Raw genomic sequence first — 22,479 nt, 5'->3', positions numbered from 1 at the left:
TGAACCCGCTGGAATCAAAACGCATCCTTGGCCGATCGGTGCCGGGCCAGTTCCCCGACCGTTTCCGCGCGCAGGAACGGGTTGGTCGCCCGTTCGGCGCCGATCGTCGTCGGCACCGTCGCCTCGCCCCGCTCGCGCATCGCCTGCACCGCCGCCAGCCGCTCGAGGATCGCGGCATTATCCGGCTCGGCCTGCGCGGCATAGCGCGCGTTCGACAGCGTATATTCGTGGCCGCAATACACCCGCGTGTCGGCGGGCAGGTCGGCATAGCGCGCCATGTTGCAGAACATCTCGGCCGCCGCCCCCTCGAACAACCGGCCGCATCCCATCGCGAACAGTGTGTCGCCGGTGAAGATCACGCCGTCATCGGCGAAGTGGAATGCGACATGCCCCGCGGTATGGCCGGGCACCGCCCACACCTGCGCCTGATGATCCCCGACGAACAGCATCGCGCCTTCGCCGACGCCGTCGTCCATGTCGGCGATCTTCGCCCGCTCCGCCTCCGGCCCGGTGATCCGCGCGCCCGTCGCCGCCTTCAGCGCGGCATTGCCGCCGACATGATCGGCGTGCCAGTGCGTGTTCCAGATCGCGGTGATCGTCCACCCCCGCGCCGCCGCCGCATCGATCAGCGGCTGCGCCTCGCCCGGATCGATCGCCACCGTAGCACCGCTCGCATCGTCATGGACCAGCCATGCGTAATTGTCGGAAAGGACGGGGACCGCGACGATCTCCATCACCACGTCCCCGTGTTCGGCATCGACGCCCATGGCTCGGCGGGCGGCAGCGCCCCATCCTGCAACAGCTCGATCGAGATGCCGTCGGGCGTCTTCACGAACGCCATGTGCCCGTCACGCGGCGGGCGGTTGATCGTGACGCCAGCCTCGGCCAGCCGCCGGCAGGTGGCGTAGATATCGTCGACGCGGAACGCCAGATGCCCGAAGTTGCGCCCGCCGGCATAGTCCTCCGCGTCCCAGTTATGCGTCAGCTCGACCTCCGCGACGCCCTCCTGCCCCGGCGCGGCGAGAAAGATCAGCGTGAAGCGGCCCTTCTCGCTCGTCGTGCGGCGTATTTCCTGCAAGCCCAGCAGGTCGAAGAAGGCGATGGTCGCGTCCGGGTCAGTCACGCGGATCATGGTGTGGAGATAACGGGTCATGGACGGCTCCGTTGCAGGTCGCGTCCGCATATCGGCACGATCAACCGCCCCCGCAACTCACGCCGATGGCAGCGTATCCAGCGCGGCATCGGCCGCCTTCGCCTGCGGACTGCCCGGCGCCAGCCGCGCCACCGCCTCGAACGCCGCGCGTGCCGCCTTGGTATCGCCCGACAGGCCGGCAATATTGCCCGCCTCCAACTGGACCGACGGATCGTCGCCCGACCGGCGCACCGCCTCGGCGATGTCGGTCCGCGCGCGCGGCAGGTCGTTCGTCCGCCGCGCCAGCGTCGCCGAGAGCAGCCACGCCAGCGGATCGGCCGGCGCGTCCTTCAACGCCCGGTCGAGATCGGCCCGCGCCCCGGCCATATCCCCCGCCGCGACCCGCACCCTGGCCCGGTCGAGCTGCGCCTCGCCGCGCGCCAGCCCGGTCAACGTGCCGGTCGCCAGCGCCGCGTCGAGCGCGCGGCCCGCCGCCATCGTATCATTGTCGGCCAGCCGGGCATTGCCCGCCTGCGCCCAATAATTGGCGGCGCGCGGGTCCTTGGCGACCTCCGCCTCCTTCGCCGCCTGCTCGAACGCTTCGGCCGCCGCGCTCCAGCGCTGCCGCGAGGCATAGCTCATGCCGAGACACTGGCGCGCAAGGAAGCCACCGCCGACCAGCCGCCATTGCCCGGCGATCCGCTCGCCCTCCTCCGGGTTGCCGGTCGCGGCATCGACGCAGGCGTCATAGCGCGCCTCGGGCGTCGGCGCGGCCGGGCGCGGCGGTCCGGCGGCGGTGGTGATCTGGGCGACGATCAGGGCGGCAAGCAGCAGGGTCAAAGCACATCCTCGATGGCGCGCAGGATCAGCGCGATGTCCGATTCGCGCGACAGGCGGTGGTCGCCATCCTTGACGAGCCAGGTCTGCACATTCGCTGAACGCAGCCGGCTGGCGAGATGCACCGTCCGCTCCCATGGCACATCGGCATCGCGCTGCCCCTGCACCAGTCGTACCGGGCCATCGATCGGCAGTTCGCCATGCATCACCCGATTGGCCTCGCCCGACGACCAGAAGGCGCGGGTAAAGACGGTGGGCGTATCGGCATAGGGCGACGGCCGCTCGATCCGTCCCTGCGTCAGCAGTGTCATCTTCTCCGCCTGGGTAAAGCCCCAGTCGGTGAAGTCGGGCGCGGGCGCGATGCCGACCAGTCCGGCGATCCGCTCGGGTCGCGCCCGCGCGGCGAGCAGCGCGATCCACCCGCCCATCGACGATCCGACCAGCACTACCGGCCCTGCGATCACCTCATCGATCATCGCCAGCGCATCGTCGCGCCAGCCGGCGAGCGTCTGGTCCTCGAACACGCCGGGGCTGTCGCCGCAACCGGCATAGTCGAAACGGAGAAACGCGCGGCCCTGCGCCATCGCCCATGCCTCGATCGCCAGCGCCTTGGTGCCGGTCATGTCGGAGGCATAGCCCGGCAGGAACAGGATCGTCCGACCGGTGCCGGGGGTGTGGCGATAGGCGAGCGGGCGGGAGTCGGTCATGGGACCGGGTCATGCCATGCGGGCTGGTGTGGGGGAAGGGTTGGCGGGCAGAAGCTCGCCGCCTGCGCTACCGTCACCCCGGATTTGTTCCGGGGTCCACCGGGCCGCTCACGATGCTGCTGGATCAGGAACGCTACCGCTTGTCAGGTAAGGCGTTCTGGGTCGGGTGGTTCGCTTTCCAAGGCGACGACGGCAAAGCCGCCGTCGGTCGGGGGCATCTGGCCCCCGCCGGCCGTGCCGGACGATCCGTGCCTTGCCGGGCTTTGCCCGACTTGGCGCGGACCGGCGGGGAAGCTTGCTTCCCCGCCTTCGTCCGTCAGTACATGTGCTGCCCGCCGTTGATGCTCAGCGTCGATCCAGTGACGAAGCCACCCTCTTCCGAACACAGGAACGCCACGCCGCGCGCGATTTCGCTCGCCTGACCCAGACGGCCGACCGGAATCTTGGCAACGATCTTTTCCAGCACATCGGCCGGCACCGCCGCCACCATGTCGGTGTCGATATAGCCCGGCGCGATCGCGTTCACGGTCACGCCGAACCGCGCGCCTTCCTGCGCCAGCGCCTTGGTGAAGCCGTGGATGCCCGACTTGGCGGCGGCATAGTTGACTTGGCCGTACTGGCCCGCCTGACCGTTGATCGAACCGATGTTGACGATCCGGCCCCATTTGCGGTCGCGCATGCCGGGGAACGTCGCCTTGGCGAGATTGAAGCACCCGCCGAGGTTGGTGCGGATCACGTCGTCCCACATCTCGTAGCTCATCTTGAGCAGCGTGCCGTCGCGGGTGATGCCGGCGTTGTTGACGACGATGTCGACCGGACCGAGCGCTTCCTCGATCGCCTTGACGCCCGCCTGCGTCGCTTCGAAATCGCCCACGTCGAACTTGAACGCGGCGATGCCGGTGCGCTCGGTGAACGCCTTCGCCTTTTCGTCGTTGCCCGCATAATTGGCGGCGACGGTGACGCCCATTTCCTGCAACGCAAGGCTGATCGCCTCGCCGATGCCGCGCGTGCCGCCGGTGACGATCGCTACCCGTGCCATGCATTCTCTCCCAAATGTTTCGTCCCTGCTAGGCGGGGTCGATCCATCCCGCAAGTTCGCGTGCGATGATGTTGCGCAACATTTTATTGCCGTGCGGCTCGGCATTCAGGCAAGGAAGATAGGCGAAATCCGTGCCGCCCGCTTCCACGAAGCTCTCGCGTCCACGGATCGCCAGTTCCTCCAGCGTCTCCAGACAGTCCGCCGAAAAGCCCGGCGCGAAGATCGCGACGCGGCGCTTGCCCGCCTTCGCCAGCTCGACCAGCGTCTCGTCGGTCGCCGGCCCCAGCCACTTGGCCGGACCGAACCGCGACTGGAACGCGATCGTCAGCGGCCGGCCCAGCGCCTCGGACACCAGCCGCGCGGTTTTCTGGCAATGACAATGATAGGGGTCGCCCAGTTGCAGCGTGCGCTTGGGCATCCCATGAAAGCTGGCGACGATCGTGTCCGGCTCGAAATCGAGCTTCGCCAGATCCTCGCGCAGCGTCGTGGCGAGCGCGTCGATATAGGCCGGATCGTCGTAATAGGGCGGCAGCGTGCGCACCGCCGGCTGCCAGCGCAGCTTTGCCAGATGCGCGAACGCCTTGTCGTTGGCGGTCGCGGTCGTCGCTGCGCAATATTGCGGGTAGAGCGGGGCCAGCAGGATGCGGTCGCATCCCTGCTCGCGCAGCGAATCGATCCGGCTGGCGATCGAGGGATTGCCGTAGCGCATCGCCCAGTCGATCACGACGCCCTCGCCGAACGCGCCCTGCATCGCCTCCGACTGCGCGCGGGTGATCGCGGCGAGCGGCGACCCCCGATCGCTCCACACCTGTTGATAGGCATGCGCCGACTTCTTCGGCCGGGTGTTCAGGATGATGCCGCGCAGGATCGGCTGCCACGCGATCGCCGGCAATTCGACGACGCGGCGATCGGACAGGAATTCGGCCAGATAACGCTTCACCGACCGTGGCGAAGGATCGTCGGGCGTACCGAGGTTCATCAACAGCACGCCGATGCGGCGGGGCGGGAATACGGGGTGATTCGTCGGACGGTCCATGGCGCGGTGTAACGCGCGAATGGCGGGGTTGGGGCAAGCGGTTTCGGTTTTCACGCGAAGGCGCGGAGACGCGAAGGATATAAAGAAGAAATTTTCGCGCAGAGGCGCAGAGGCGCGGAGGGGATGCGTTCGCGGGACGGTTAACCGCGAAGCGGCCGTCTCGCTTCTTGGAAGCGCGGGCAGGTGTCTACCGGTTGCGAGCGGTTTCCATAGCGCTCCCTCTCTGCGCCTCCGCGCCTCTGCGCGAACCCATTTCTTCTTCGCGTCTTCGCGTGAACCAGAACCGCAAACTACGCCAGCAACGGCAACGACCGATACCGCCGCCCCGTCGCCGCATACAGTGCGTTGGCGATCGCCGGGGCCACCACCGGCACCGCCAGTTCGCTGACCCCGCCCGGATCGGCATCCGATTCGACCAATTCGATCAGCATTTCCGGGCTGTCGGCGAGGCGCGGCAGGTTCAGCCCGCCGAAGCCGCGCACATCGGGCAGGTTCGCGGTGAAGCCGGTCGCGGCACCGGTCGCCATCGCCATGCCGAACAGCAGCCCGCCCTCGATCTGCTGGCGCACCAGATCGGGGTTCACGATCCGCCCGCAATCGACCGCCGCGACCAGCCGGTCGACCTTCACCCGCCCGCCCTCGATCCGCGCCTCGGCCAGACAGGCGATCGCCGATCCGCGCATCCGGTGGCAGGCGATGCCCTGCGCGCTGCCCGGCACCCCGCCCTGCCAGCCGCCCATCGTCGCGACGCTTGACAGGCAGCGGGCCAGCGCCACGTCGCCGCCGAGCATCGCGATGCGGAACGAATGCGCCTCGACCCCGGCGAACCCGGCAAGCTCGTCGAGGAAACATTCGGTGAAGAAGGCGGTGTAGCTATGCGCGCCCGATCGCCACCAGCCGGCGGGCAGGCCCAGTTCGGCGGGATGATGATCGACCGCGACATTGGCGATGCCATAGGGCGGCACCGCGCCATCGGTCGCCAGCGCGTCGCCATGGTCGCCGGGCAGCGCCATGGCGAGCGACGCGGCGACATCGCCGCCCAGCAACCGGCGGGCAAGGTCGCGTCCGGTGCGCGGCGCGGCGATCCGCGCCTGCCACCCGGCGATCCGCCCGCCACGCGCCAGCCGCGCCGTCATCCGTGCGGCGGCGGGCGTGCGATACTGGTCGGCAAGACAATCCTCGCCGCGCGACCACGTCAGTTGCACCGGTCGGTCGAGCCGCCGCGCCAGCACCGCCACCTGTTCGGCGACGCGGGTGTCGAGGTTCGCGCCGAACGATCCCCCGGCGATCGTTGGGTGCAGGATCACGCGGTTCTCGGCCACCCCGATCGCGCGGGCGGCGGCGGCACGGGCCAGCGTCGGCGCCTGCGTCGGGAGCCACAGGGTCAGCGTGCCGTCGCGCCATACCGCCGTGGCGCTGGTCGGCTCGATCGCGGCGTGGAGCGCGGCGCGCACCCGGTAGGTCGCGGTCTGCGTCCGGGCACCGGCGAAGGCAGCGTCGATGTCACCGCCGGCATGGACCCGCGCGCCCTCGACCGCCAGTGCCCCGTCGAGCGCGGCGGTGATCGAGGCGTCGTCGATCAGCCCATGCGTCTCGAACCGCGGGGCCATCGCGTCGAGTGCGCGATTGGCCGCCCACCATGTCGTCGCCACCGCCGCGACCCAGCCGGGGTTCTCGACCACCGCGACCATGCCGGGCAGGCGCTCCACGGCCGCCTTGTCGACAGCGATCCGCCGGGTATCACCGATCGGCCCCTGCCGGACCGAGGCGAAGACCATGCCCGCCAACCGAATATCGCCGCCAAAGGTCGCGCGCCCGTCTACCTTCGCCGGCGCGTCGAGCCGGGGGAGCGGCTGGCCGACCAGCCGTTTCTCCTCGCCGGTGCGAAACGGCAGTTCCCCGCCCGGCAGGCTTTCGCCTGCCGCCGCCTCGGCCAGCTTGCCGAAGCGCTCACGCTGCTCGCCCATCACGACGAAGCCGTCCGCCGTGCCGCAACTGCGCCAGTCGCCGCCCCAGCCGCGTGCCGCCGCCTTGCACAACAACACCCGCGCCGCCGCACCCGCTTCGCGCAGCGGCCCCTCGAACCGGCGGATCGAGGTCGACCCGCCGGTCAGCATCAGCGTGTTGCGCTCGGCATAGGCAGTGCGCGTCGCTTCGGGGAGCAGCGCCAGCGCGTCGCCGAACAGGATGCCGGCGGCCAGCGGATTGGCATAGAGCGGGTTGATCGGCGCCGCCTCCACCGCGACGGTGCGCCAGTCGGCGCCCAGTTCATCCGCGACGATCTGCGGCAGCGCGGTATAGACGCCCTGACCATGTTCGGCCTGCGGCACCGCCACCGTCACCTGTCCGTCCGCGCCGATCTTGAGGTACGGCCCGAACACCGTCTCCCCCTCGGCCGCCGCGAGATTCACGCCGTAACGGCGCGGCCACACCCCCCATGCCACGATCAGCCCGACCCCCGCCCCGCCACCGATCAGCAGCGTGCGGCGGGTAAGCTTGGGGTTGGGCGGCACCGACATGACCCCGGCCCTATCAGATCGTCCGGCGACCGGGGAGGGGTGAGTAACAATGGTTTCCTCCCGCATCCAACCCCGATACTACGCCTGCGACACAGCCGGAGCCTGCCCCTTGATCCTTTCCACCCTCGCCGCCGCCGCCGGCGACATCGGCATGGCCGCGGGCCATATTCGCTATGCCGACCTCGGCATCGGTCCGGTCGCGCTCGACCTCGGCTTCTTCCAGCTCAAATGGTATTCGCTGGCCTATATCGCCGGCATCCTCGTCGGTTGGTGGTATCTGCTCAAGCTGCTCGACCAGCCGGGCGCGCCGATGGCGAGGCGGCATGCCGACGATTTCGTGTTCTACGCGACGCTCGGCATCATTCTGGGCGGACGGCTGGGCTATGCGATCTTCTACGCGCCCGAGATGTTTCTCGATCCCGTCAAGATCCTGCGGCTGTGGGACGGCGGCATGTCGTTCCATGGCGGGGTCATCGGCACGATGATCGGCATCATCCTGCTGGCGCGCAAACATGGGCTGAACTGGCTGCGCGTGCATGATTACGTCGCCTGCTGCACGCCGTTCGGGCTGTTCTTCGGCCGGCTCGCCAATTTCGTGAACGGCGAATTGTGGGGCCGGCCGAGCGACGTGCCATGGGCAATCGTGTTCCCGCGCACCGTCGCCGGCGGGATCGATCCGGCGCGCCACCCCAGCCAGTTGTACGAGGCGGGGCTGGAGGGCCTCGTCCTGTTCGCGGTGCTGTGGTTCATGTTCTGGAAGACCGACGCGCGCTATCAGCCGGGCAAGCTCGTCGGCACGTTCCTGCTCGGCTACGGCCTGTCGCGCTTCTTCGTCGAATTCTGGCGCGAGCCCGACGCCCAGCTTACCGAATTCGCGCAGACGACCGGCCTGCACATGGGCCAGTGGCTGACGCTGCCGATGCTGGCGGGCGGCATCTATCTGATCGCCACCGCCAAGCGCCGCCGCGTCCGCGTCGAGCCGATCGCCGGGACGGAGAGCGTCGCTTGAGCGAGACCGACGGTGCGCTGCCCGATCGGCTGGCGCGGGCGATCACGTTGGCCGGGCCGGTCAGCCTCGCCCAGTTCATGGGTGCGGCCAACGCGCATTATTACGCGACGCGCGATCCGTTGGGCGCGAACGGCGATTTCACCACTGCGCCCGAAATCAGCCAGATGTTCGGCGAGCTGATCGGCCTGTCGCTCGCCGACCAGTGGGATCGCGCCGCCCGCCCGGCGGCGCACTATGTCGAGCTGGGGCCGGGACGCGGCACGCTTGCCGCCGATGCGCTGCGCGCGATGGCGGCGGCCGGTTGCAAGCCTCCGGTGCAGTTCGTCGAAACGTCGCCGACGCTGCGCGCCGAACAGGCGAAACGGGTGCCGCACGCCGAATGGGCGTTCGATTTGGTCGGCGTGGCCGACGACGGCGCGCTGCTGGTCGTCGCCAATGAATTCTTCGACGCGCTGCCGATCCGGCAACTGGTCAAAACGCCCGAGGGGTGGCGCGAGCGGCTGGTGGCGTGTCAGGATACGTTGTTCCTGCCGATCGTCGGCGCGCGCGGCTTCGACCCGATCATCCCGCCGCACCTGCGCGACGCCCCCATCGGATCGGTGCTCGAAACCGCCCCCGCCGCCGTCGCCATTATGCGCCAGTTGGCCAAGCGGATCGTCGCGCAGGGCGGCTGCGCGATCATCATCGACTATGGCTATAGCGGCCCGGCGATCGGCGACACGTTGCAGGCGGTGCGCGGCCACGGCTTCGTCAACCCCTATGACGATCCCGGCGAGCAGGACCTGACCGCGCATGTCGACTTCGCGACGCTGGCCGAAGCCGCGCGGGCCGAGGATGCCGTCGCCTATGGCCCGGCCGAACAGGGCGCGTTGCTCACCGCGCTCGGCATCGACGCGCGGGTGCAGGCGCTGTCGGCGAAATCGCCCGAACGCGCCGACGGCTTGCGCGCCGACCGCGACCGGCTGGTCGAAGGGGATCAGATGGGCAGTCTGTTCAAGGCGATCGCGATCACCTCGCCCGGCTGGCCAGTTCCGGCGGGGTTCGCATGACGCCGGTGCTGCGCCCCGCGACCATCGACGACGCCGATCGGCTGGCGGCGATCGGGCGCGACACCTTCGTCGAGACGTTCGGCACCCTCTATCGCCCCGACGACCTCGCCGCCTTCCTGACCAGCCACACGCCCGAAAGCTGGGTGGGCGAACTGGCCGACCCGCGCTTCCACATCCTGCTGGCGATGGCCGGAGACGATACGGCCGGCTATGCCAAGCTCGGGCCGCGCTCGTTGCCGTTCGAGCCGCGGGGAACGCCGATCGAACTGCGCCAATTCTATATCCGCCGCGAATGGCACGGCAGCGGCCTTGCCGCGCGGATGATGGAAGCGGTGCTGGCAACCGCGCGGGCGAGCGGTGCGGACGAGCTTTATCTCTCGGTCTTCGTCGACAACCACCGCGCGCGGCGCTTCTACGAACGCTATGGCTTCGTGCGGGTCGGGAGCTATGCCTTCATGGTCGGCACCCAGGCGGACGAGGATCATGTGATGCGGCTGGCGCTATGAACGACGTCGAGGTGATCCGCGCCCGAATGCTGGGGGGCGTGGCGCACGGCTTCCTCGGCCGGCGGGGCGGCGTGTCGCAGGGGCTGGTATCGGGGCTGAACGTGGGGCTGGGGTCGGCCGACGATCCGGCGGCGGTGGCGGCGAACCGCGCGCGGGCGGTCGACGCCGTGCTGCCCGGCGCGGCGCTGTGCGGGCTGTACCAGACCCATTCCGCCTCGGTCGTCCGCGTGCTGACCGCCTATGGCGACGAACAGCGGCCGGAAGGCGACGCGCTCGTCACCGACCGGCCGGACATCCTGCTCGGCATCGTCACCGCCGATTGCGCGCCGGTGCTGTTCGCCGATGTCGAGGCGGGCATCGTCGGCGCGGCGCATGCCGGGTGGAAGGGCGCGCTGAACGGCATCACCGACGCGACGATCGCGCAGATGGTGACGCTGGGCGCGCGGCCCGACCGGATCGTCGCCGCGATCGGCCCGTGCATCGCGCGGGCGAGCTACGAAGTCGACCTCGCCTTCGCCGAACGATTCTGCGCCACCGACCCGGCGAACGAACGTTTCTTCGCCGAGAACCGGCCGGGCCACGCCCGCTTCGATCTCGAAGCCTATGTCGCGCACCGGCTGGCGATGGCGGGCGTGCGCCGGGTCGAGGCGATGGGACTCGACACCTATGGCGATCCCGACCGCTTCTTCAGCTTCCGCCGCGCGACGCATCGCGGCGAGCCGGATTACGGGCGGCAATTGTCGGTGATCGGGCTTTCCGCCTGAACCGTCATTCCGGCGAAGGCCGGAATCCATTGTGTCGGGCGGCGGCGATCGGTCGCTATCGTCTCCCCATCCATGGATTCCGGCTTCCGCCGTAATGACGGATCGATCAGGCGGCCCAATTTGGTTTCCAACGAAACTACCGCTAGGCTCGCGTAAAAATACGGAGAGACTCGAAATGACCGACGAAACCGAAGCCGATCTGACCGGCGTACCGCCGCGCCGTCGTCCGAAGCCGACGGTCGACACGATCGGTGGCCGTCGCCTCAAACCCGCGACGCTGATGATGGGCCACGGCTATGATCCGGTACTGTCCGAAGGCTCGCTCAAACCGCCGATCTTCGCGACCTCGACCTATGTCTTTCCGAGTGCGGCGGCGGGCAAGCGCCATTTTGAGGGCGTGACCGGCAAGCGGCCCGGCGGGGCCGAGGGCCTCGTCTATTCGCGCTTCAACGGCCCCAATCAGGAAATCCTCGAAGACCGGCTGGGTGTGTGGGAAGCAGCCGAGGACGCGCTGGTGTTCTCCAGCGGCATGTCGGCGATCGCCACGCTGTTCCTGTCGATGGTCCAGCCGGGCGATACGATCATCCATTCGGGGCCGCTCTATGCCGCGACCGAGACGTTGATCGGCCGCGTGCTGGGCCGCTTCGGCGTCCGGTATCTCGACTTCCCGGCCGGCGCGACGCAGGACGAGATCGAGGGCGTGTTGCGCAAGGCCGACGGCCGCGTGCCGTTGATCTACCTCGAAAGCCCGGCCAACCCCACCAACGCGCTGGTCGATATTGAAGCAGTGGCCGCCGCCCGCGACGCGGTGTTCGGCGATCACGCCGCCGACACGCCGATCGCGATCGACAATACCTTCCTCGGGCCGCTGTGGCAGCAGCCGCTCCGCCACGGTGCCGATCTGGTCGTCTATTCGCTCACCAAATATGCCGGCGGCCACAGCGATCTGGTGGCGGGCGGCGTGCTCGGCTCCAAGGAGCACATCAACACCATCCGCTCGATGCGCAACACCATCGGCACGATCTGCGACCCCAATACCGCATGGATGCTGCTGCGCAGCCTAGAGACGCTGGAGCTGCGCATGAGCCGCGCGGGCGAGAATGCGGAAAAGGTCTGCGCCTTCCTGCGCGATCACCCGAAGGTCGAACGGGTCGGCTATCTCGGCTTCCTCAAGGACGCCAGGGGCATGGAACGACAGGCCGACATCTACGCGCGCCACTGCACCGGCGGCGGATCGACCTTCTCGCTGTATCTCAAGGGCGGCGAGCGGGAGGCGTTCGCCTTCCTCGACGCGCTGACCATCGCCAAGCTGGCGGTCAGTCTGGGCGGCACCGAAACGCTGGCGAGCCACCCGGCGGGCATGACCCACCTGTCGGTGCCCGACGCGCGCAAGGCGGCGCTCGGCATCACCGACAATCTGGTGCGCATCTCGATCGGCGTCGAGGATGCCGATGACCTGATCGCCGATTTCGAACAGGCGCTCGACGCAGTTTAGGCGGTGTCTGCATTTAGCGTAGCCAGATCATGGCGGATGCGAGGTGGACGAAGCCCATAAAGGGGGTGATGGTTTTCTCGCAGCGCAGGGCGATACGACGGAAGCGCTTGAGCTTGTTGAAGAAGCACTCGACCTGATGGCGTTCCTTGTAGATGGGCCAGTCGATGGCCGGCCTGGCGATTCGGTTGGGATGGGCCTTTATGTGTGCGCTCGCTCCGAGATCGTCGGCAATGAAGGCGCGTAGCGGATCGGCGTCATAGGCAGCGTCGGCGATGACGTGGCCGACGCCCTCCAAGCCGGCCAGCAACGCCTCGGCCTGGGGGCGATCGCCCCATTGCCCGGGTGTCGGATGAATACGGATCGGTAGACCGATGGCGTCGACGGCTGCATGCAGCTTGGTCGTCAGGCCACCACGCGACCGGCCGATCGCGGCAGCTTCAGCCCCCCTTTTGCCCCACTGGCATCGGCGTGGGCTTTCGAGATGGTACTGTCGATCAGGACGTATTCGAAGTCCGGCGTGTCGGCCAAGCTATGGAAAAGTCGTTCCCAAACGCCAGCATGCGACCATCTTCGGAACCGGGCATGCACCCCTGTCCACCTGCCAAACACCTCCGGCAAGTCACGCCAACGCGCCGCATTCCCCGCCATCCAAAGGATCGCATCCACGAACAGCCGGTTGTCCACACCGCTGCGTCCACGCGTCCCTTCGCGACCGGGAAGATACCCCGCAATCCGGTCCCATTGCTCGTCCGTCAGCGTACGTCTGCTCAAGGTCAGGCTCCTTCACCAACCTTGAATCAGAACTCGCGCCTTTTCGGAATCCTAAATGCAGACGCCGCCTAGTCGGTGTGGACAAATTTGAGCCAGTATCTGGCGGTCGCGATGTGGACCATGCCGAGGAAGCTGCTGGCGAGTTGGTCATAACGGGTGGCAATGGCACGGTTGATTTTGAGGTGGTCGAACATGTGCTCGATGCGATTGCGCTGCTTGTAGAGCGTCCGGTCATGCTCGATCTTCACCCGGCGGTTTAAGCGACCGGGAATAACGGGCTTGATATTCTGTTTGGCAAGGTCGGCACGGATGGCGTCGGCATCGTACCCCTTGTCGGCCAGCAGCGCATCTGGTGTGCGCTCCGGAAGGACGATCAGGGCGTCATACGCCTTGCGGTCTGCCGCCTCGCCGCCTGTCAGGTGGAAGGCGAGCGGCAGCCCGAGGGCATCAGCCAGGCAGTGAAGTTACTGGTGAACCCGCCCCGCGAGCGGCCAAGAGCGCGTCGATGAGCCCCCCTTTTCCGCCCGCTGCCGAGACGTGGGCGCGAACGGTGGTGCTGTCGATGCTGTAGTGGCCAGTCTCCGCCATGATCTCGGCCAGCGTCACCGCCACGATCTCCCAGACCCCTGCCTCGCTCCACCGCCGGAACCGGCGATAGATGGTGTTCCAGCTCCCGTATTTTGGCGGCACGTCGCGCCACGGCGCACCGCACCGAAGCCGCCAGAGTATGCCGTTGATGATCGAACGGTTCTGTTCGGGAGGTCTGCCCCGACCCCGGTTCTTGCGCTCGATCGGCAGCAAATCCTTCAGAATGCGCCACTCTGTGTCGGTAAGATCGCCCCGGCTCAAGCCTGCCTCCAAAAGGCAGCGTTGAATCAATCCTCTTTTGCTGGGTCAATCATCTTCGAGCTACGTGGTTCGCTCGTCCCCAGCAAAAAGCTCCCAACGCGACCGGGATGCCGAAGAACAGCGCATATACCAACCAATATTCAGCCACCATCGCTGGCAGCGTGGACGGCTCGAGCAGCGGAAGGAACAGCGGAAACAGCATGATGGGAGGCGTCAGCCAGAGCGCCACTGCCGCCCTTTTCCAGAGCTTGGCCGTTGTCGGCGGTGTTACGAACCAGCGCCATGCCCTTCGGATCAGGTTCTGCGATCCCACCATACGAGGATCATACACATCAACGCCTACCGGCAAACATCATTGTGTAGGAATTTGTCCACGCCGCCTAGGGTGCGTCATGGATCGGGGGTGACGCTCAACCTCCCCTGATCCCGTCGATCACCTTTCCGGTCCCACCACAATCGACGCACTCGCCGTCGTCGATCGTGTCGGCGGCGGCGGCGTCACCGGGATTGATCGGTTCGGCTATCGACTCTCTCCTTCTGGCGGCGCGACAATGGTCGACAGACGGCCAAGGCTCCGGCATGACGGCTCGCCTTATGGCCCCGCGTTTTGCTTTCACCGTCACCGCCACCTCGGGCCGCGCCCGCGCCGGCACCATCGCCATGCAGCGCGGGGACATCCGCACGCCCGCGTTCATGCCGGTCGGCACCGCCGCCACCGTCAAGGCGGTGAAGCCGCAGGACGTGCGCGCGAGCGGGGCCGACATCCTGCTCGGCAACACCTATCACCTGATGCTGCGCCCCAGCGCCGAACGGGTCGCGCGGCTGGGCGGCCTTCACGCCTTCATGGGCTGGGACCGGCCGATCCTGACCGACAGCGGCGGCTATCAGGTGATGAGCCTGTCCGAACTGACCAAACGGTCGGAGGACGGCGTCGAGTTCAAGAGCCACCTCGACGGCACCCGCCACCTGATGAGTCCCGAGCGATCGATGGAGATCCAGCGGCTGCTCGGCTCCGACATCGTCATGGCGTTCGACGAACTGGTCCCGACGACATCGACCCGCGAGGTGCAGGCCAAGGCGATGGAACGCTCAATGCGCTGGGCACGCCGCAGCCGCGCCGGTTTCGATGCGGGCGAAGCGCATGCCTCGCGCGCCGCCCTGTTCGGCATCCAGCAGGGCGCGCTCGACGAAGGCTTGCGGAAAGCTTCGGCCGACGCGCTGATCGACATCGGCTTCGACGGCTATGCGGTCGGCGGCCTTGCGGTCGGCGAGGGGCAGGAAGCGATGTTCGGCGTGCTCGACTATGCGCCGGGCCAGTTGCCGGTCGACAAGCCGCGTTATCTGATGGGCGTGGGCAAGCCCGACGACATCGTCGGCGCGGTCGAACGCGGCATCGACATGTTCGACTGCGTGCTCCCCACCCGCTCGGGCCGCACCGGACAGGCGTTCACCCGCGGCGGACCGATCAACATCCGCAACGCCAAGTTCGCCGAGGATACGGGACCGCTCGATCCAGCCTGCGCCTGCCCCACCTGCGGCAATTTCAGCCGTGCCTATCTCCATCATCTGGTGCGCGCGGGCGAGATTCTCGGTGCGATGCTGATGACCGAACATAATCTGTATTTCTATCAGGCGCTGATGGCCGATCTGCGCGCCGCGATCACGAACGACACGCTGGCCGCCTTCGCCACCGATTTCCGGGCACGCTACGCCGATCAGAAGCGTTGAGCCCCAAACCAGAGGGAGAGGACCCCATGACCGACAAGCCCGAACTGAACGAAATCGCCGCCGCCGCGCGCGATGCCAAGCGCGCGGCCGATGCCACCGCCAATGCCAAGACCCCGGCCCGCCCGTCGCACTGGCCGCTGGTGCCGATCGGTGTCGGGCTCGGCATCGGATCGGCGGCGCTGGCGGCAGCGCTGCTGTACGCCAATGCGGGGCGCAAGAAAGGCTGAGGGAACACCCCTCCCCGCCCGGTGGCGGCGGGGAGGCATAGTCGTTGACACCTCCCCACGCCGCGCGCCACACCCCGGGGCATCGTTTCCGCCCGGAGAATTGCCCCCATGCGTCTCGGCCTCGCGCTGCTGCTTTCGACCGCCTGTCTTGCCCCCGCCCATGCGCAGCAGGCCCCGGCCCTCGCAGCGGCGAGCGCCACCGTGCCGCCGATCGCCTATACCGAACGAACGCTGGCCAACGGGCTGCGCGTCTATGCCATCCGCGACACGTCCAGCGCCAATGTGTCGGTGCAGGTGTGGTATGATGTCGGCTCGAAGGACGATCCCGCCGGGCGCTCCGGTTTTGCGCATATGTTCGAACATCTTATGTTCAAGGCGACGCGCAATCTGGTGCCCGAGCAGCTCGACCGGCTGACCGAGGATGTCGGGGGGTACAACAACGCCTCGACCGCCGATGACTATACCAATTATTTCGAGGTGGTGCCGGCCAACCACCTGCAACGGCTGTTGTTCGCCGAGGCCGACCGGATGGCGACGCTGGTCGTCGATCCCAAGACCTTCGCATCGGAACGCGAGGTCGTGAAGGAGGAATTGCGCAGCCGCATCCTCGCCCAGCCCTATGGCAAGCTGTTCGGGCTATATTACCCGATGCTGTCGTACAGCCGGCACCCCTATGCGCGGCCCGGCATCGGATCGATCGCCGATCTGGATGCGGCGACGATCGACGACATCCGCGCGTTCCACGCGACCTATTACCGCCCCGACAATGCGGTGCTGGTGGTCGCCGGCAATTTCGATCCCGCGCAACTCGACCGCTGGGTCGACCAGTATTTTGGCCCCATCGCCAAACCCGCCCGCCCAATCCCGCGCGTGACCGTGGCCGAGCCGGTGCGCGAGCGGGCCGTCAGCAAGACCGTCTATGAAGCCAATACGCCGCTCCCCGCCGTCCTCATCAGCTATCCGATTCCGCCCGCCAGTCACCCCGATCAGGCGGCGCTGGCGGTGCTGACCACCATCCTGTCGGGCGGCGACAATTCGCGGCTGCACCAGAGCCTCGTCTACCGCGACCAGATCGCGCAGGACGTCGGCGTCTTTGCCGAGGACAAGCAGGGACCGGGCACGCTGGCACTCTATGCCATCCTCGCGGGCGGCAAGAAGGTCGAGGATGGCGAGGCGGCGCTGCGCCGCGAGATCGCCAAGCTCGTCGCCACGCCCCCCAGCGCTGCCGAACTGAGCGAAGCCAAGAACGAGATCACCACCGCCGCGCTGCTCGAACGCGAAACGGCGGAGGGCAAGGCATCGGCGCTGGCGCAGGGCGTGATCGTCGAGCGCGATCCGCAGGCGGCGGACAAGTCGCTTGCCGCCATCGCCCGCGTGACCCCGGCCGACGTCCAGCGCGTCGCCCGCACGTGGCTGGCCGACAACCGGTCGGCGGCGATCCGTTATCTGCCCGACAGCGCCAGGCCGGCGACCGCGACCAGCGATACGATCGCCATCGCCGACAGCGTCGTCACCGCGCCGCTGGCCGTGCCCGCCGGCATCGCCATCCATACCCCCGCGCCCGAAGGCCAGCGCGTCCAGCCGCCCGCCCCCGCCGCACCGGTCGCGGTCGCCATTCCGGTGCCGGTCGAACGGCGGCTGGCCAACGGTCTACGGGTCGTGGTGGTCGAGAAGCGCGGACTGCCGATCGTCACCGCCGCACTGGTGGCGCAAGGGGGGTCATCGAGTGACGGCGATACCAAGGCCGGCACCGCCGAACTCGCTGCCGGACTGCTGACGCAGGGCACCACCACCCGGTCGGCGACCGAGATCGCGCGCGCGATCGAATCGCTGGGCGGCAGTATTTCGAGCGGTGCCGGATGGGATTCGCAGAGCGTGACGCTGACCGTCGGGTCGGCGCAGGCCGCCCCCGCGCTCGGCATTCTCGCCGATGTCGCGCGCAACCCGGCGTTCGCGCAAGCCGAGATCGTGCGGCTGCGCACCCGCACGATCGATGGCGTCAGCGTCGCGCTGACCGATCCGGGGCAATTGTCCAGCCTGATCGCCGACCGCGTCACCTTCGCCTCGGGCTATGGCCATCCCGCCAGCGGCACGCCCGCGACGCTGAAGGCGATCACCCGTGCCGACGTGACCGCCGCCTATCGCGCGACATGGGTTCCGGGCCAAGCCACGCTGGTGCTGGTCGGCGAGTTGACCGCCGATCAGGGCGCGGCGCTGGCGCAGCAGTTGTTCGGCGACTGGCGCGGCGCGCCCGGCACCGCCACGCCGCCCGCGCCGCAAGCGGCCCCGCCCGCCCCGCGGGTGATCGTGGTCGACATGCCCGATGCCGGACAGGCGGGCGTCGTCGTCTCGCGGCCAGGGATCGCGCGCAGCGACGCCGCCTATTTCCCCGCCGCCGTCGCCAATGCGACGCTGGGCGTGGGTTTCTCGTCGCGGCTCAACCAGGAAATCCGCATCAAGCGCGGCCTTGCCTATGGTGCCCGCTCCGAACTCGACGCGCGCAAGCTGGGCGGGGCGGTGAGTGCCGCCACGCAGACCAAGAACCCGTCGGCCCCCGACGTGGTGAAGATCATCACCGACGAGATGCAGCGGCTGGGCGCCGAACCCGCGCCGGCAGCCGAACTGGCGACGCGCAAGGCGGTGCTGGCGGGTAATTTCGGCCGCACCGTCGAGCGGACCAGCGGCATCGCCGGCACCATCGCCACCTATGTCGCCGACGGCGTGCCGCTGGCGCGGATCGCGACCTTCCTCCCCTCGATCGAAGCGGTCGACCCGGCGGCGGTGCAACAGGTCGCGGGCCGGATCATGGACCCCACGGCGGCGAGCATCGTCGTGGTCGGCGACGCCAAGCAATTCCTCGCACCGCTGCGCGCCGCCTATCCGGGACTGGTGGTGATCCCGGCGGCGTCGGTCGATCTGGCCCGGCCCGATCTGGGAGTGAAGTAGGGAGCAGTGGGTCGTCCCGGCGCGGGCCGGGACGACATAGCCAAGGTGATACGCAATGGACCCGCATCTCTGGCTGGGTTTCGCCGCCGCCTCGTTCGTGATGGGCGTGATCCCCGGTCCCGGCGTCGCGAGCATCATCGGCTTCGCGTTCACGTCGGGGCGGGCGACCGCGCTGGCATCGGTCGCGGGCATGGCGGTCGGCAACCTGATCGCGATGAGCGTGTCGCTGGCCGGCGCGGGGGTGATCCTCGGCACGTCGGCGGTCGCCTTCACGATCCTCAAATGGATCGGGGCTGCCTATCTGATCGGCATCGGGCTGATCGCGATCCTGCGCAGCGGCGATGATGGCGACCCGGCCCGGCCGCCGCGCACCGTCACCCCGCGCGCGGCGTTCCTCACCAATGTCGCGGTCGGCACCTTTCATCCCAAGACGATCCTGTTCTTCGTCGCCTTCGCCGCGCAGTTCGTCCGCGCCGACCAGCCGTTCGTGCCGCAGGCGGCGATCCTGATCGCGACCTTCGTCGGGATCGCCGGGGCGACCGACAGTTGCTATGCGCTGGCGGCGTCGCACGCCTCGGGATTGGTCCGCCGTGCGGGTGTCCGTCGCTGGACCCGGCGGGCGGGCGGTGGCGCGGTGATGGGCGCGGGAGTGGCGATGGCGCTGTTGCAGCGGTGACGGCGAACGATGGTCGCTACCGCATCGGTGCGGTCGCCGGTGGCGACGCCCCCTCGATCATGAACCATGGCGTCGGGCCATTGTCATAGGGCGGCGCGGGGTAGAGCCAGCGCAGCGCTTCCTCGGCGGCACGGTGATAGACGGTGGCGTGCGTCGCATCGGTGCGGTGGTCGGCGTAGCGCAGCATGACCATGCCGGGCGGCAGCGGTGCCAGCGCGGCACGCAGCCGGTCGATGCCGTCCTGCATCGTCCCGCCTTCGTCGGCATGGGCAAGGAACAGGCGGACGTTCGCTGCCCGTGCCAGCCGCGTCGCCAGCGCCGGATCGCGCAGCGCCCGGCGATCGTCCCACCACAGGCTGGGGCTGACCGCGATATAATCGCCGAACAACGCCGGTTGGGTCAGCAGCGTGTCGACGACGAACAGCCCGGCAAGCGATTCCCCCATCAGCGCGCGCTTGCCGCTGGCGCGATAGCGTCGTTCGACGAAAGGTATCACCTCGCGTTCGAGGAAGCGGCGGAAACGCGGGGCGCCGCCACTTGCCGGAAAGGCCGACCGATAGCGCGGATCGACCGGCGGCGGGGTCAGTTCGGCGCGCCGATCGCGGGTCTGGATGCCGACGACGATGAACGGCCCGAACGTCCAGCTCAGCGAGGCAAGGCTGGCCAGCCCCGCGACATGGGGAAAGTCCTGATCGCGCGCACCATCGAGCAGATAGACCACCGGGTAGCGGGTAGCGGATGTGGCATAGCCTTCGGGCAGCCAGACGTTCAGCTCGCGCCGGTCGCCCAGCACGATCGAATCGATCCTGTGGCTGGTGCCGATCGCGATCGGCGTGCCTGCGGAGGTGGGTCGGGCCATGGCGATACCGGGCAGCAGGAGCAGGAGGGTCAGGATTGCCAGTATCGGTCGCATGGCGACGATCCTGTCAGCCAGCGCGGCGAATATAAGCCACGATCGTCCCATGACGGCACGGTGTGAAAGGCGGGGGAGCCTTGGGTCGCGCGATCGGTTACAGCGCGCACCATGGGTGTTCTGGCGAATCTTCCCCGGCGGACGAAGCTGATCGGCGGCATCGCCATGCTGCTGCTCGGCGGGGCGTTCACCGCGCGGGCGGGAATCGCGACGATCGAGCAGGCCGCCCCGCCCGCGCCGCCGCTGCCTGCGCCGACCGGCTATGAGGCGGATGCGCATTTTCCCGGCGCGGCGTTGCTGTTCGCCGATGCCCCGCCGCCGGTCCGGCCCATGCCCGGCGTGACCGGCACCGCGCCGCTCCCCGCGCTGCCGGTGAGCGAGCAGCAGGCGGCGGTCGACCTGGCCGACACCTCGATCAAGGCGGCGGCCCCGTTCCATGCGCGGGGAACCCCAAGCGACCGGGCGCGCGCGCTGCAATGCCTGACCACCGCGATCTATTACGAAGCGGCGAGCGAGCCCGATGCCGGGCAGCGCGCGGTGGCGCAGGTCGTGCTCAACCGGGTGCGCCATCCCGCCTTTCCCGCCAGCGTGTGCGGCGTGGTGTATCAGGGGTCGGACAAGCCGGTGTGCCAGTTCAGCTTCGCCTGCGACGGGGCGATGGCGCGCACCCCCGCCCCGGCCGCATGGGCACGGGCAAGGGCGGTGGCGAGGGACGCGCTGGCCGGTGCGGTATTCGCGCCGGTCGGCATGGCGACGCATTACCATACCTATGCGGTCACGCCGTCGTGGAACCGATCGCTGGTGATGACCGGGGTGTTCGGCGCGCATTTCTTTCACCGGTGGAAGGGGTGGTGGGGCACGCCCGCCGCGTTCCGCGACCGCTATGCCGGGGGCGAGCCATTGCCGGGACCGCTGCGGCCGGTCGCGCCGGCGGTGGCGGCGCTGGCCGTCGTCACTACGCCGGTGCCGCTGACGCCGTTGCCAGCGGTGCCGGTCGCGACGTCCGCGCCGGTGCGCCCGGTTGCGGCGGCGGTGCCGTTGCCGACGACCCTGCCGGCCGAATCGCAGGTGCTCGACCGGTGGAAGGATTCGGGCACGCCGCTGCGGTAGGTCGGTCGGTAGCGCCCTTCTGCTCCCCTCCCTGACAAGGGAGGGATCGGGGGTGGGTAGGTCCGGGGCGGGCCGAACCTGTCCTCGCAGGCCGACCCACCCCCAGCCCCTCCCTTGTCAGGGAGGGGAGTGGTCCGCCCTCAACACGAAACGTGACATTGCGCCCGCCCGCGCCTAGCTGAACCTCCAGTCCCAGTCGGAGTTGCCCCATGTCGCTGACCGTCGCCGTGCAGATGGACCCCATCGCCGGAATCAACATCGCGGGCGATTCCACCTTCGCGCTGATGCTGTCGGCGCAGGCGCGCGGCCACCGGCTGTTCCACTATGCGCCCGAGGACCTGAACCAGTCGGGCGACCATGTCTGGACCCACGCCCGCCCGGTCACGGTGCGCCGGGTCGAGGGCGATCACTTCACGCTGGGCGAGTCCGTCCGCCTCGACCTTGGCGACGAGGCCGATGTCGTGCTGATGCGGCAGGACCCGCCGTTCGACCTCGGCTATATCACCGCGACGCATCTGCTGGAGCGGATCGCCGGCCGGACGCTGGTGGTGAACGATCCCGCATCGGTCCGCAACGCGCCCGAAAAGCTGTTCGTGCTCGATTACCGCCACTTCATGCCGCCGACGCTCATTACCCGATCGGTCGAGGAAGCGCGTGCGTTCCTTGCCCAGCACGGATCGATCGTGGTGAAGCCGCTGCACGGCAACGGCGGCAAGGCGATCTTCAAGGTCGATGCCGATGCGCAGAACCTGTCGTCGCTGATCGAGGTGTTCAACACCGCCTACCGCGAACCGCATATGGTGCAGGCGTTCCTGCCGGCGGTGGCGAAGGGCGACAAGCGTATCGTGCTGGTCGATGGCGAGGTGGCGGGCGCGGTCAACCGCCTGCCGGGCGAGGGCGAGATCCGCTCGAACCTCGCGGTCGGCGGCACCGCGGCCAGGACCGAACTGACGGCGCGCGAGCGCGAAATCTGTGCCGAACTGGGGCCGGAGCTGAAGCGGCGCGGGCTGATCTTCGTCGGGATCGACGTGATCGGCGGCGAATGGCTGACCGAGATCAACGTGACGTCGCCGACCGGCATCGTCGCGATCGAACGCTTCGACGGGACCGACGTGGCGGGTATGATCTGGGACGCGATCGAGGCGCGGGTAAAGGGACGGTAGTCT

At 68.6% G+C, this 22,479-nt stretch carries 23 protein-coding genes; 11 read left to right on the top strand and 12 right to left on the bottom strand.

What is annotated here, in order from left to right; translation table 11 throughout:
* Nucleotides 1-14: 14 nt before the first annotated feature.
* The 7 genes from gloB to LRA89_RS00720 all read right to left on the bottom strand — a co-directional run bounded on the left by gloB (nucleotide 15) and on the right by LRA89_RS00720 (nucleotide 7,270).
* Entirely contained in the window at nucleotides 15-734 is a 720-nt protein-coding gene (gloB, locus tag LRA89_RS00750; RefSeq protein WP_443024916.1) for a hydroxyacylglutathione hydrolase, read from the bottom strand.
* Entirely contained in the window at nucleotides 734-1,153 is a 420-nt protein-coding gene (locus tag LRA89_RS00745; RefSeq protein WP_230635603.1) for a VOC family protein, read from the bottom strand. Before LRA89_RS00745 ends, gloB begins: the two co-directional genes overlap by 1 nt.
* Nucleotides 1,154-1,210: 57 nt before the next feature.
* Entirely contained in the window at nucleotides 1,211-1,972 is a 762-nt protein-coding gene (locus tag LRA89_RS00740; RefSeq protein WP_443024915.1) for a tetratricopeptide repeat protein, read from the bottom strand.
* Nucleotides 1,969-2,676 (bottom strand): alpha/beta fold hydrolase, encoded by a 708-nt coding sequence (locus LRA89_RS00735; RefSeq protein ID WP_230635601.1) that lies wholly within the window; start codon nucleotides 2,674-2,676, stop codon nucleotides 1,969-1,971. Before LRA89_RS00735 ends, LRA89_RS00740 begins: the two co-directional genes overlap by 4 nt.
* A 316-nt stretch (nucleotides 2,677-2,992) precedes the next feature.
* On the bottom strand, nucleotides 2,993-3,715 hold the full coding sequence (gene phbB, locus LRA89_RS00730) for an acetoacetyl-CoA reductase (protein ID WP_055757720.1): 723 nt from the start codon (nucleotides 3,713-3,715) through the stop codon (nucleotides 2,993-2,995).
* Between the two features lie 28 nt (nucleotides 3,716-3,743).
* Complete coding sequence (hemH, locus tag LRA89_RS00725; protein ID WP_230635599.1) at nucleotides 3,744-4,751, bottom strand: ferrochelatase; 1,008 nt, start codon at nucleotides 4,749-4,751, stop codon at nucleotides 3,744-3,746.
* A gap of 290 nt (nucleotides 4,752-5,041) precedes the next feature.
* On the bottom strand, nucleotides 5,042-7,270 hold the full coding sequence (locus LRA89_RS00720) for a xanthine dehydrogenase family protein molybdopterin-binding subunit (protein WP_230635597.1): 2,229 nt from the start codon (nucleotides 7,268-7,270) through the stop codon (nucleotides 5,042-5,044).
* A 109-nt stretch (nucleotides 7,271-7,379) separates the two neighbouring features.
* Here LRA89_RS00720 and lgt point away from each other — a divergent pair, with 109 nt between their 5' ends.
* The 5 genes from lgt to LRA89_RS00695 all read left to right on the top strand — a co-directional run bounded on the left by lgt (nucleotide 7,380) and on the right by LRA89_RS00695 (nucleotide 12,093).
* The gene (gene lgt / locus LRA89_RS00715; protein ID WP_443024914.1) at nucleotides 7,380-8,279 is read left to right on the top strand and encodes a prolipoprotein diacylglyceryl transferase; all 900 of its coding nucleotides are present in this window, start codon (nucleotides 7,380-7,382) and stop codon (nucleotides 8,277-8,279) included.
* Nucleotides 8,276-9,328 carry a class I SAM-dependent methyltransferase gene (locus LRA89_RS00710; protein WP_443024913.1) on the top strand — a complete coding sequence of 351 codons (1,053 nt, stop codon included), beginning with the start codon at nucleotides 8,276-8,278 and terminating at the stop codon, nucleotides 9,326-9,328. Before lgt ends, LRA89_RS00710 begins: the two co-directional genes overlap by 4 nt.
* A complete protein-coding gene (locus LRA89_RS00705; protein ID WP_230635595.1) occupies nucleotides 9,325-9,834 on the top strand; it encodes a GNAT family N-acetyltransferase in 510 nt (169 codons plus the stop codon). Before LRA89_RS00710 ends, LRA89_RS00705 begins: the two co-directional genes overlap by 4 nt.
* The gene (gene pgeF / locus LRA89_RS00700; RefSeq protein ID WP_230635593.1) at nucleotides 9,831-10,598 is read left to right on the top strand and encodes a peptidoglycan editing factor PgeF; all 768 of its coding nucleotides are present in this window, start codon (nucleotides 9,831-9,833) and stop codon (nucleotides 10,596-10,598) included. Before LRA89_RS00705 ends, pgeF begins: the two co-directional genes overlap by 4 nt.
* Before the next feature lie 175 nt (nucleotides 10,599-10,773).
* Nucleotides 10,774-12,093 (top strand): cystathionine gamma-synthase family protein, encoded by a 1,320-nt coding sequence (locus LRA89_RS00695; RefSeq protein ID WP_230635591.1) that lies wholly within the window; start codon nucleotides 10,774-10,776, stop codon nucleotides 12,091-12,093.
* A 13-nt stretch (nucleotides 12,094-12,106) separates the two neighbouring features.
* On the opposite strand, the gene LRA89_RS00690 is transcribed toward LRA89_RS00695, so the two are convergent.
* The 4 genes from LRA89_RS00690 to LRA89_RS00680 form a co-directional block, all read right to left on the bottom strand.
* A protein-coding gene (locus tag LRA89_RS00690) for an IS5 family transposase (protein WP_230635589.1) occupies nucleotides 12,107-12,864 on the bottom strand; the annotation gives its coding sequence in 2 pieces (ribosomal slippage) (nucleotides 12,107-12,546 and nucleotides 12,546-12,864; 759 coding nt in all).
* 68 nt (nucleotides 12,865-12,932) lie between these two features.
* Nucleotides 12,933-13,283 carry a transposase gene (locus LRA89_RS20445; RefSeq protein WP_268934890.1) on the bottom strand — a complete coding sequence of 117 codons (351 nt, stop codon included), beginning with the start codon at nucleotides 13,281-13,283 and terminating at the stop codon, nucleotides 12,933-12,935.
* Between the two features lie 28 nt (nucleotides 13,284-13,311).
* The gene (locus LRA89_RS20440) at nucleotides 13,312-13,713 is read right to left on the bottom strand and encodes an IS5 family transposase (protein WP_268934888.1); all 402 of its coding nucleotides are present in this window, start codon (nucleotides 13,711-13,713) and stop codon (nucleotides 13,312-13,314) included.
* 49 nt (nucleotides 13,714-13,762) lie between these two features.
* A complete protein-coding gene (locus LRA89_RS00680; RefSeq protein ID WP_230635587.1) occupies nucleotides 13,763-13,942 on the bottom strand; it encodes a hypothetical protein in 180 nt (59 codons plus the stop codon).
* A gap of 365 nt (nucleotides 13,943-14,307) precedes the next feature.
* On the opposite strand from LRA89_RS00680, the gene tgt reads away from it, so the two are divergent.
* The 4 genes from tgt to LRA89_RS00660 all read left to right on the top strand — a co-directional run bounded on the left by tgt (nucleotide 14,308) and on the right by LRA89_RS00660 (nucleotide 19,290).
* Entirely contained in the window at nucleotides 14,308-15,441 is a 1,134-nt protein-coding gene (gene tgt / locus LRA89_RS00675) for a tRNA guanosine(34) transglycosylase Tgt (RefSeq protein WP_443024920.1), read from the top strand.
* Nucleotides 15,442-15,467: 26 nt separating this feature from the next.
* Nucleotides 15,468-15,668 carry a hypothetical protein gene (locus tag LRA89_RS00670; protein WP_055757703.1) on the top strand — a complete coding sequence of 67 codons (201 nt, stop codon included), beginning with the start codon at nucleotides 15,468-15,470 and terminating at the stop codon, nucleotides 15,666-15,668.
* A 108-nt stretch (nucleotides 15,669-15,776) separates the two neighbouring features.
* Entirely contained in the window at nucleotides 15,777-18,614 is a 2,838-nt protein-coding gene (locus LRA89_RS00665; RefSeq protein WP_230635582.1) for a M16 family metallopeptidase, read from the top strand.
* 55 nt (nucleotides 18,615-18,669) lie between these two features.
* Nucleotides 18,670-19,290: a LysE family translocator gene (locus LRA89_RS00660; protein ID WP_056498592.1), complete on the top strand. Its 621-nt coding sequence runs from the start codon at nucleotides 18,670-18,672 to the stop codon at nucleotides 19,288-19,290.
* Between the two features lie 16 nt (nucleotides 19,291-19,306).
* On the opposite strand, the gene LRA89_RS00655 is transcribed toward LRA89_RS00660, so the two are convergent.
* Nucleotides 19,307-20,203, bottom strand: a complete 897-nt coding sequence (locus tag LRA89_RS00655) for an alpha/beta hydrolase (protein WP_230635581.1) — start codon at nucleotides 20,201-20,203, stop codon at nucleotides 19,307-19,309.
* A gap of 111 nt (nucleotides 20,204-20,314) precedes the next feature.
* Here LRA89_RS00655 and LRA89_RS00650 point away from each other — a divergent pair, with 111 nt between their 5' ends.
* Complete coding sequence (locus LRA89_RS00650; RefSeq protein ID WP_230635579.1) at nucleotides 20,315-21,313, top strand: cell wall hydrolase; 999 nt, start codon at nucleotides 20,315-20,317, stop codon at nucleotides 21,311-21,313.
* Between the two features lie 209 nt (nucleotides 21,314-21,522).
* Nucleotides 21,523-22,476 carry a glutathione synthase gene (gshB, locus tag LRA89_RS00645; protein ID WP_056498586.1) on the top strand — a complete coding sequence of 318 codons (954 nt, stop codon included), beginning with the start codon at nucleotides 21,523-21,525 and terminating at the stop codon, nucleotides 22,474-22,476.
* The last annotated feature ends 3 nt before the right edge of the window (nucleotides 22,477-22,479 follow it).

It is taken from the genome of Sphingomonas sp. Leaf4 (genome assembly GCF_920939515.1).
Classification (GTDB): domain Bacteria; phylum Pseudomonadota; class Alphaproteobacteria; order Sphingomonadales; family Sphingomonadaceae; genus Sphingomonas.
Note: the sequence above shows the minus strand (reverse complement) of the source record. Positions and strands in the feature narration are given on the sequence as shown.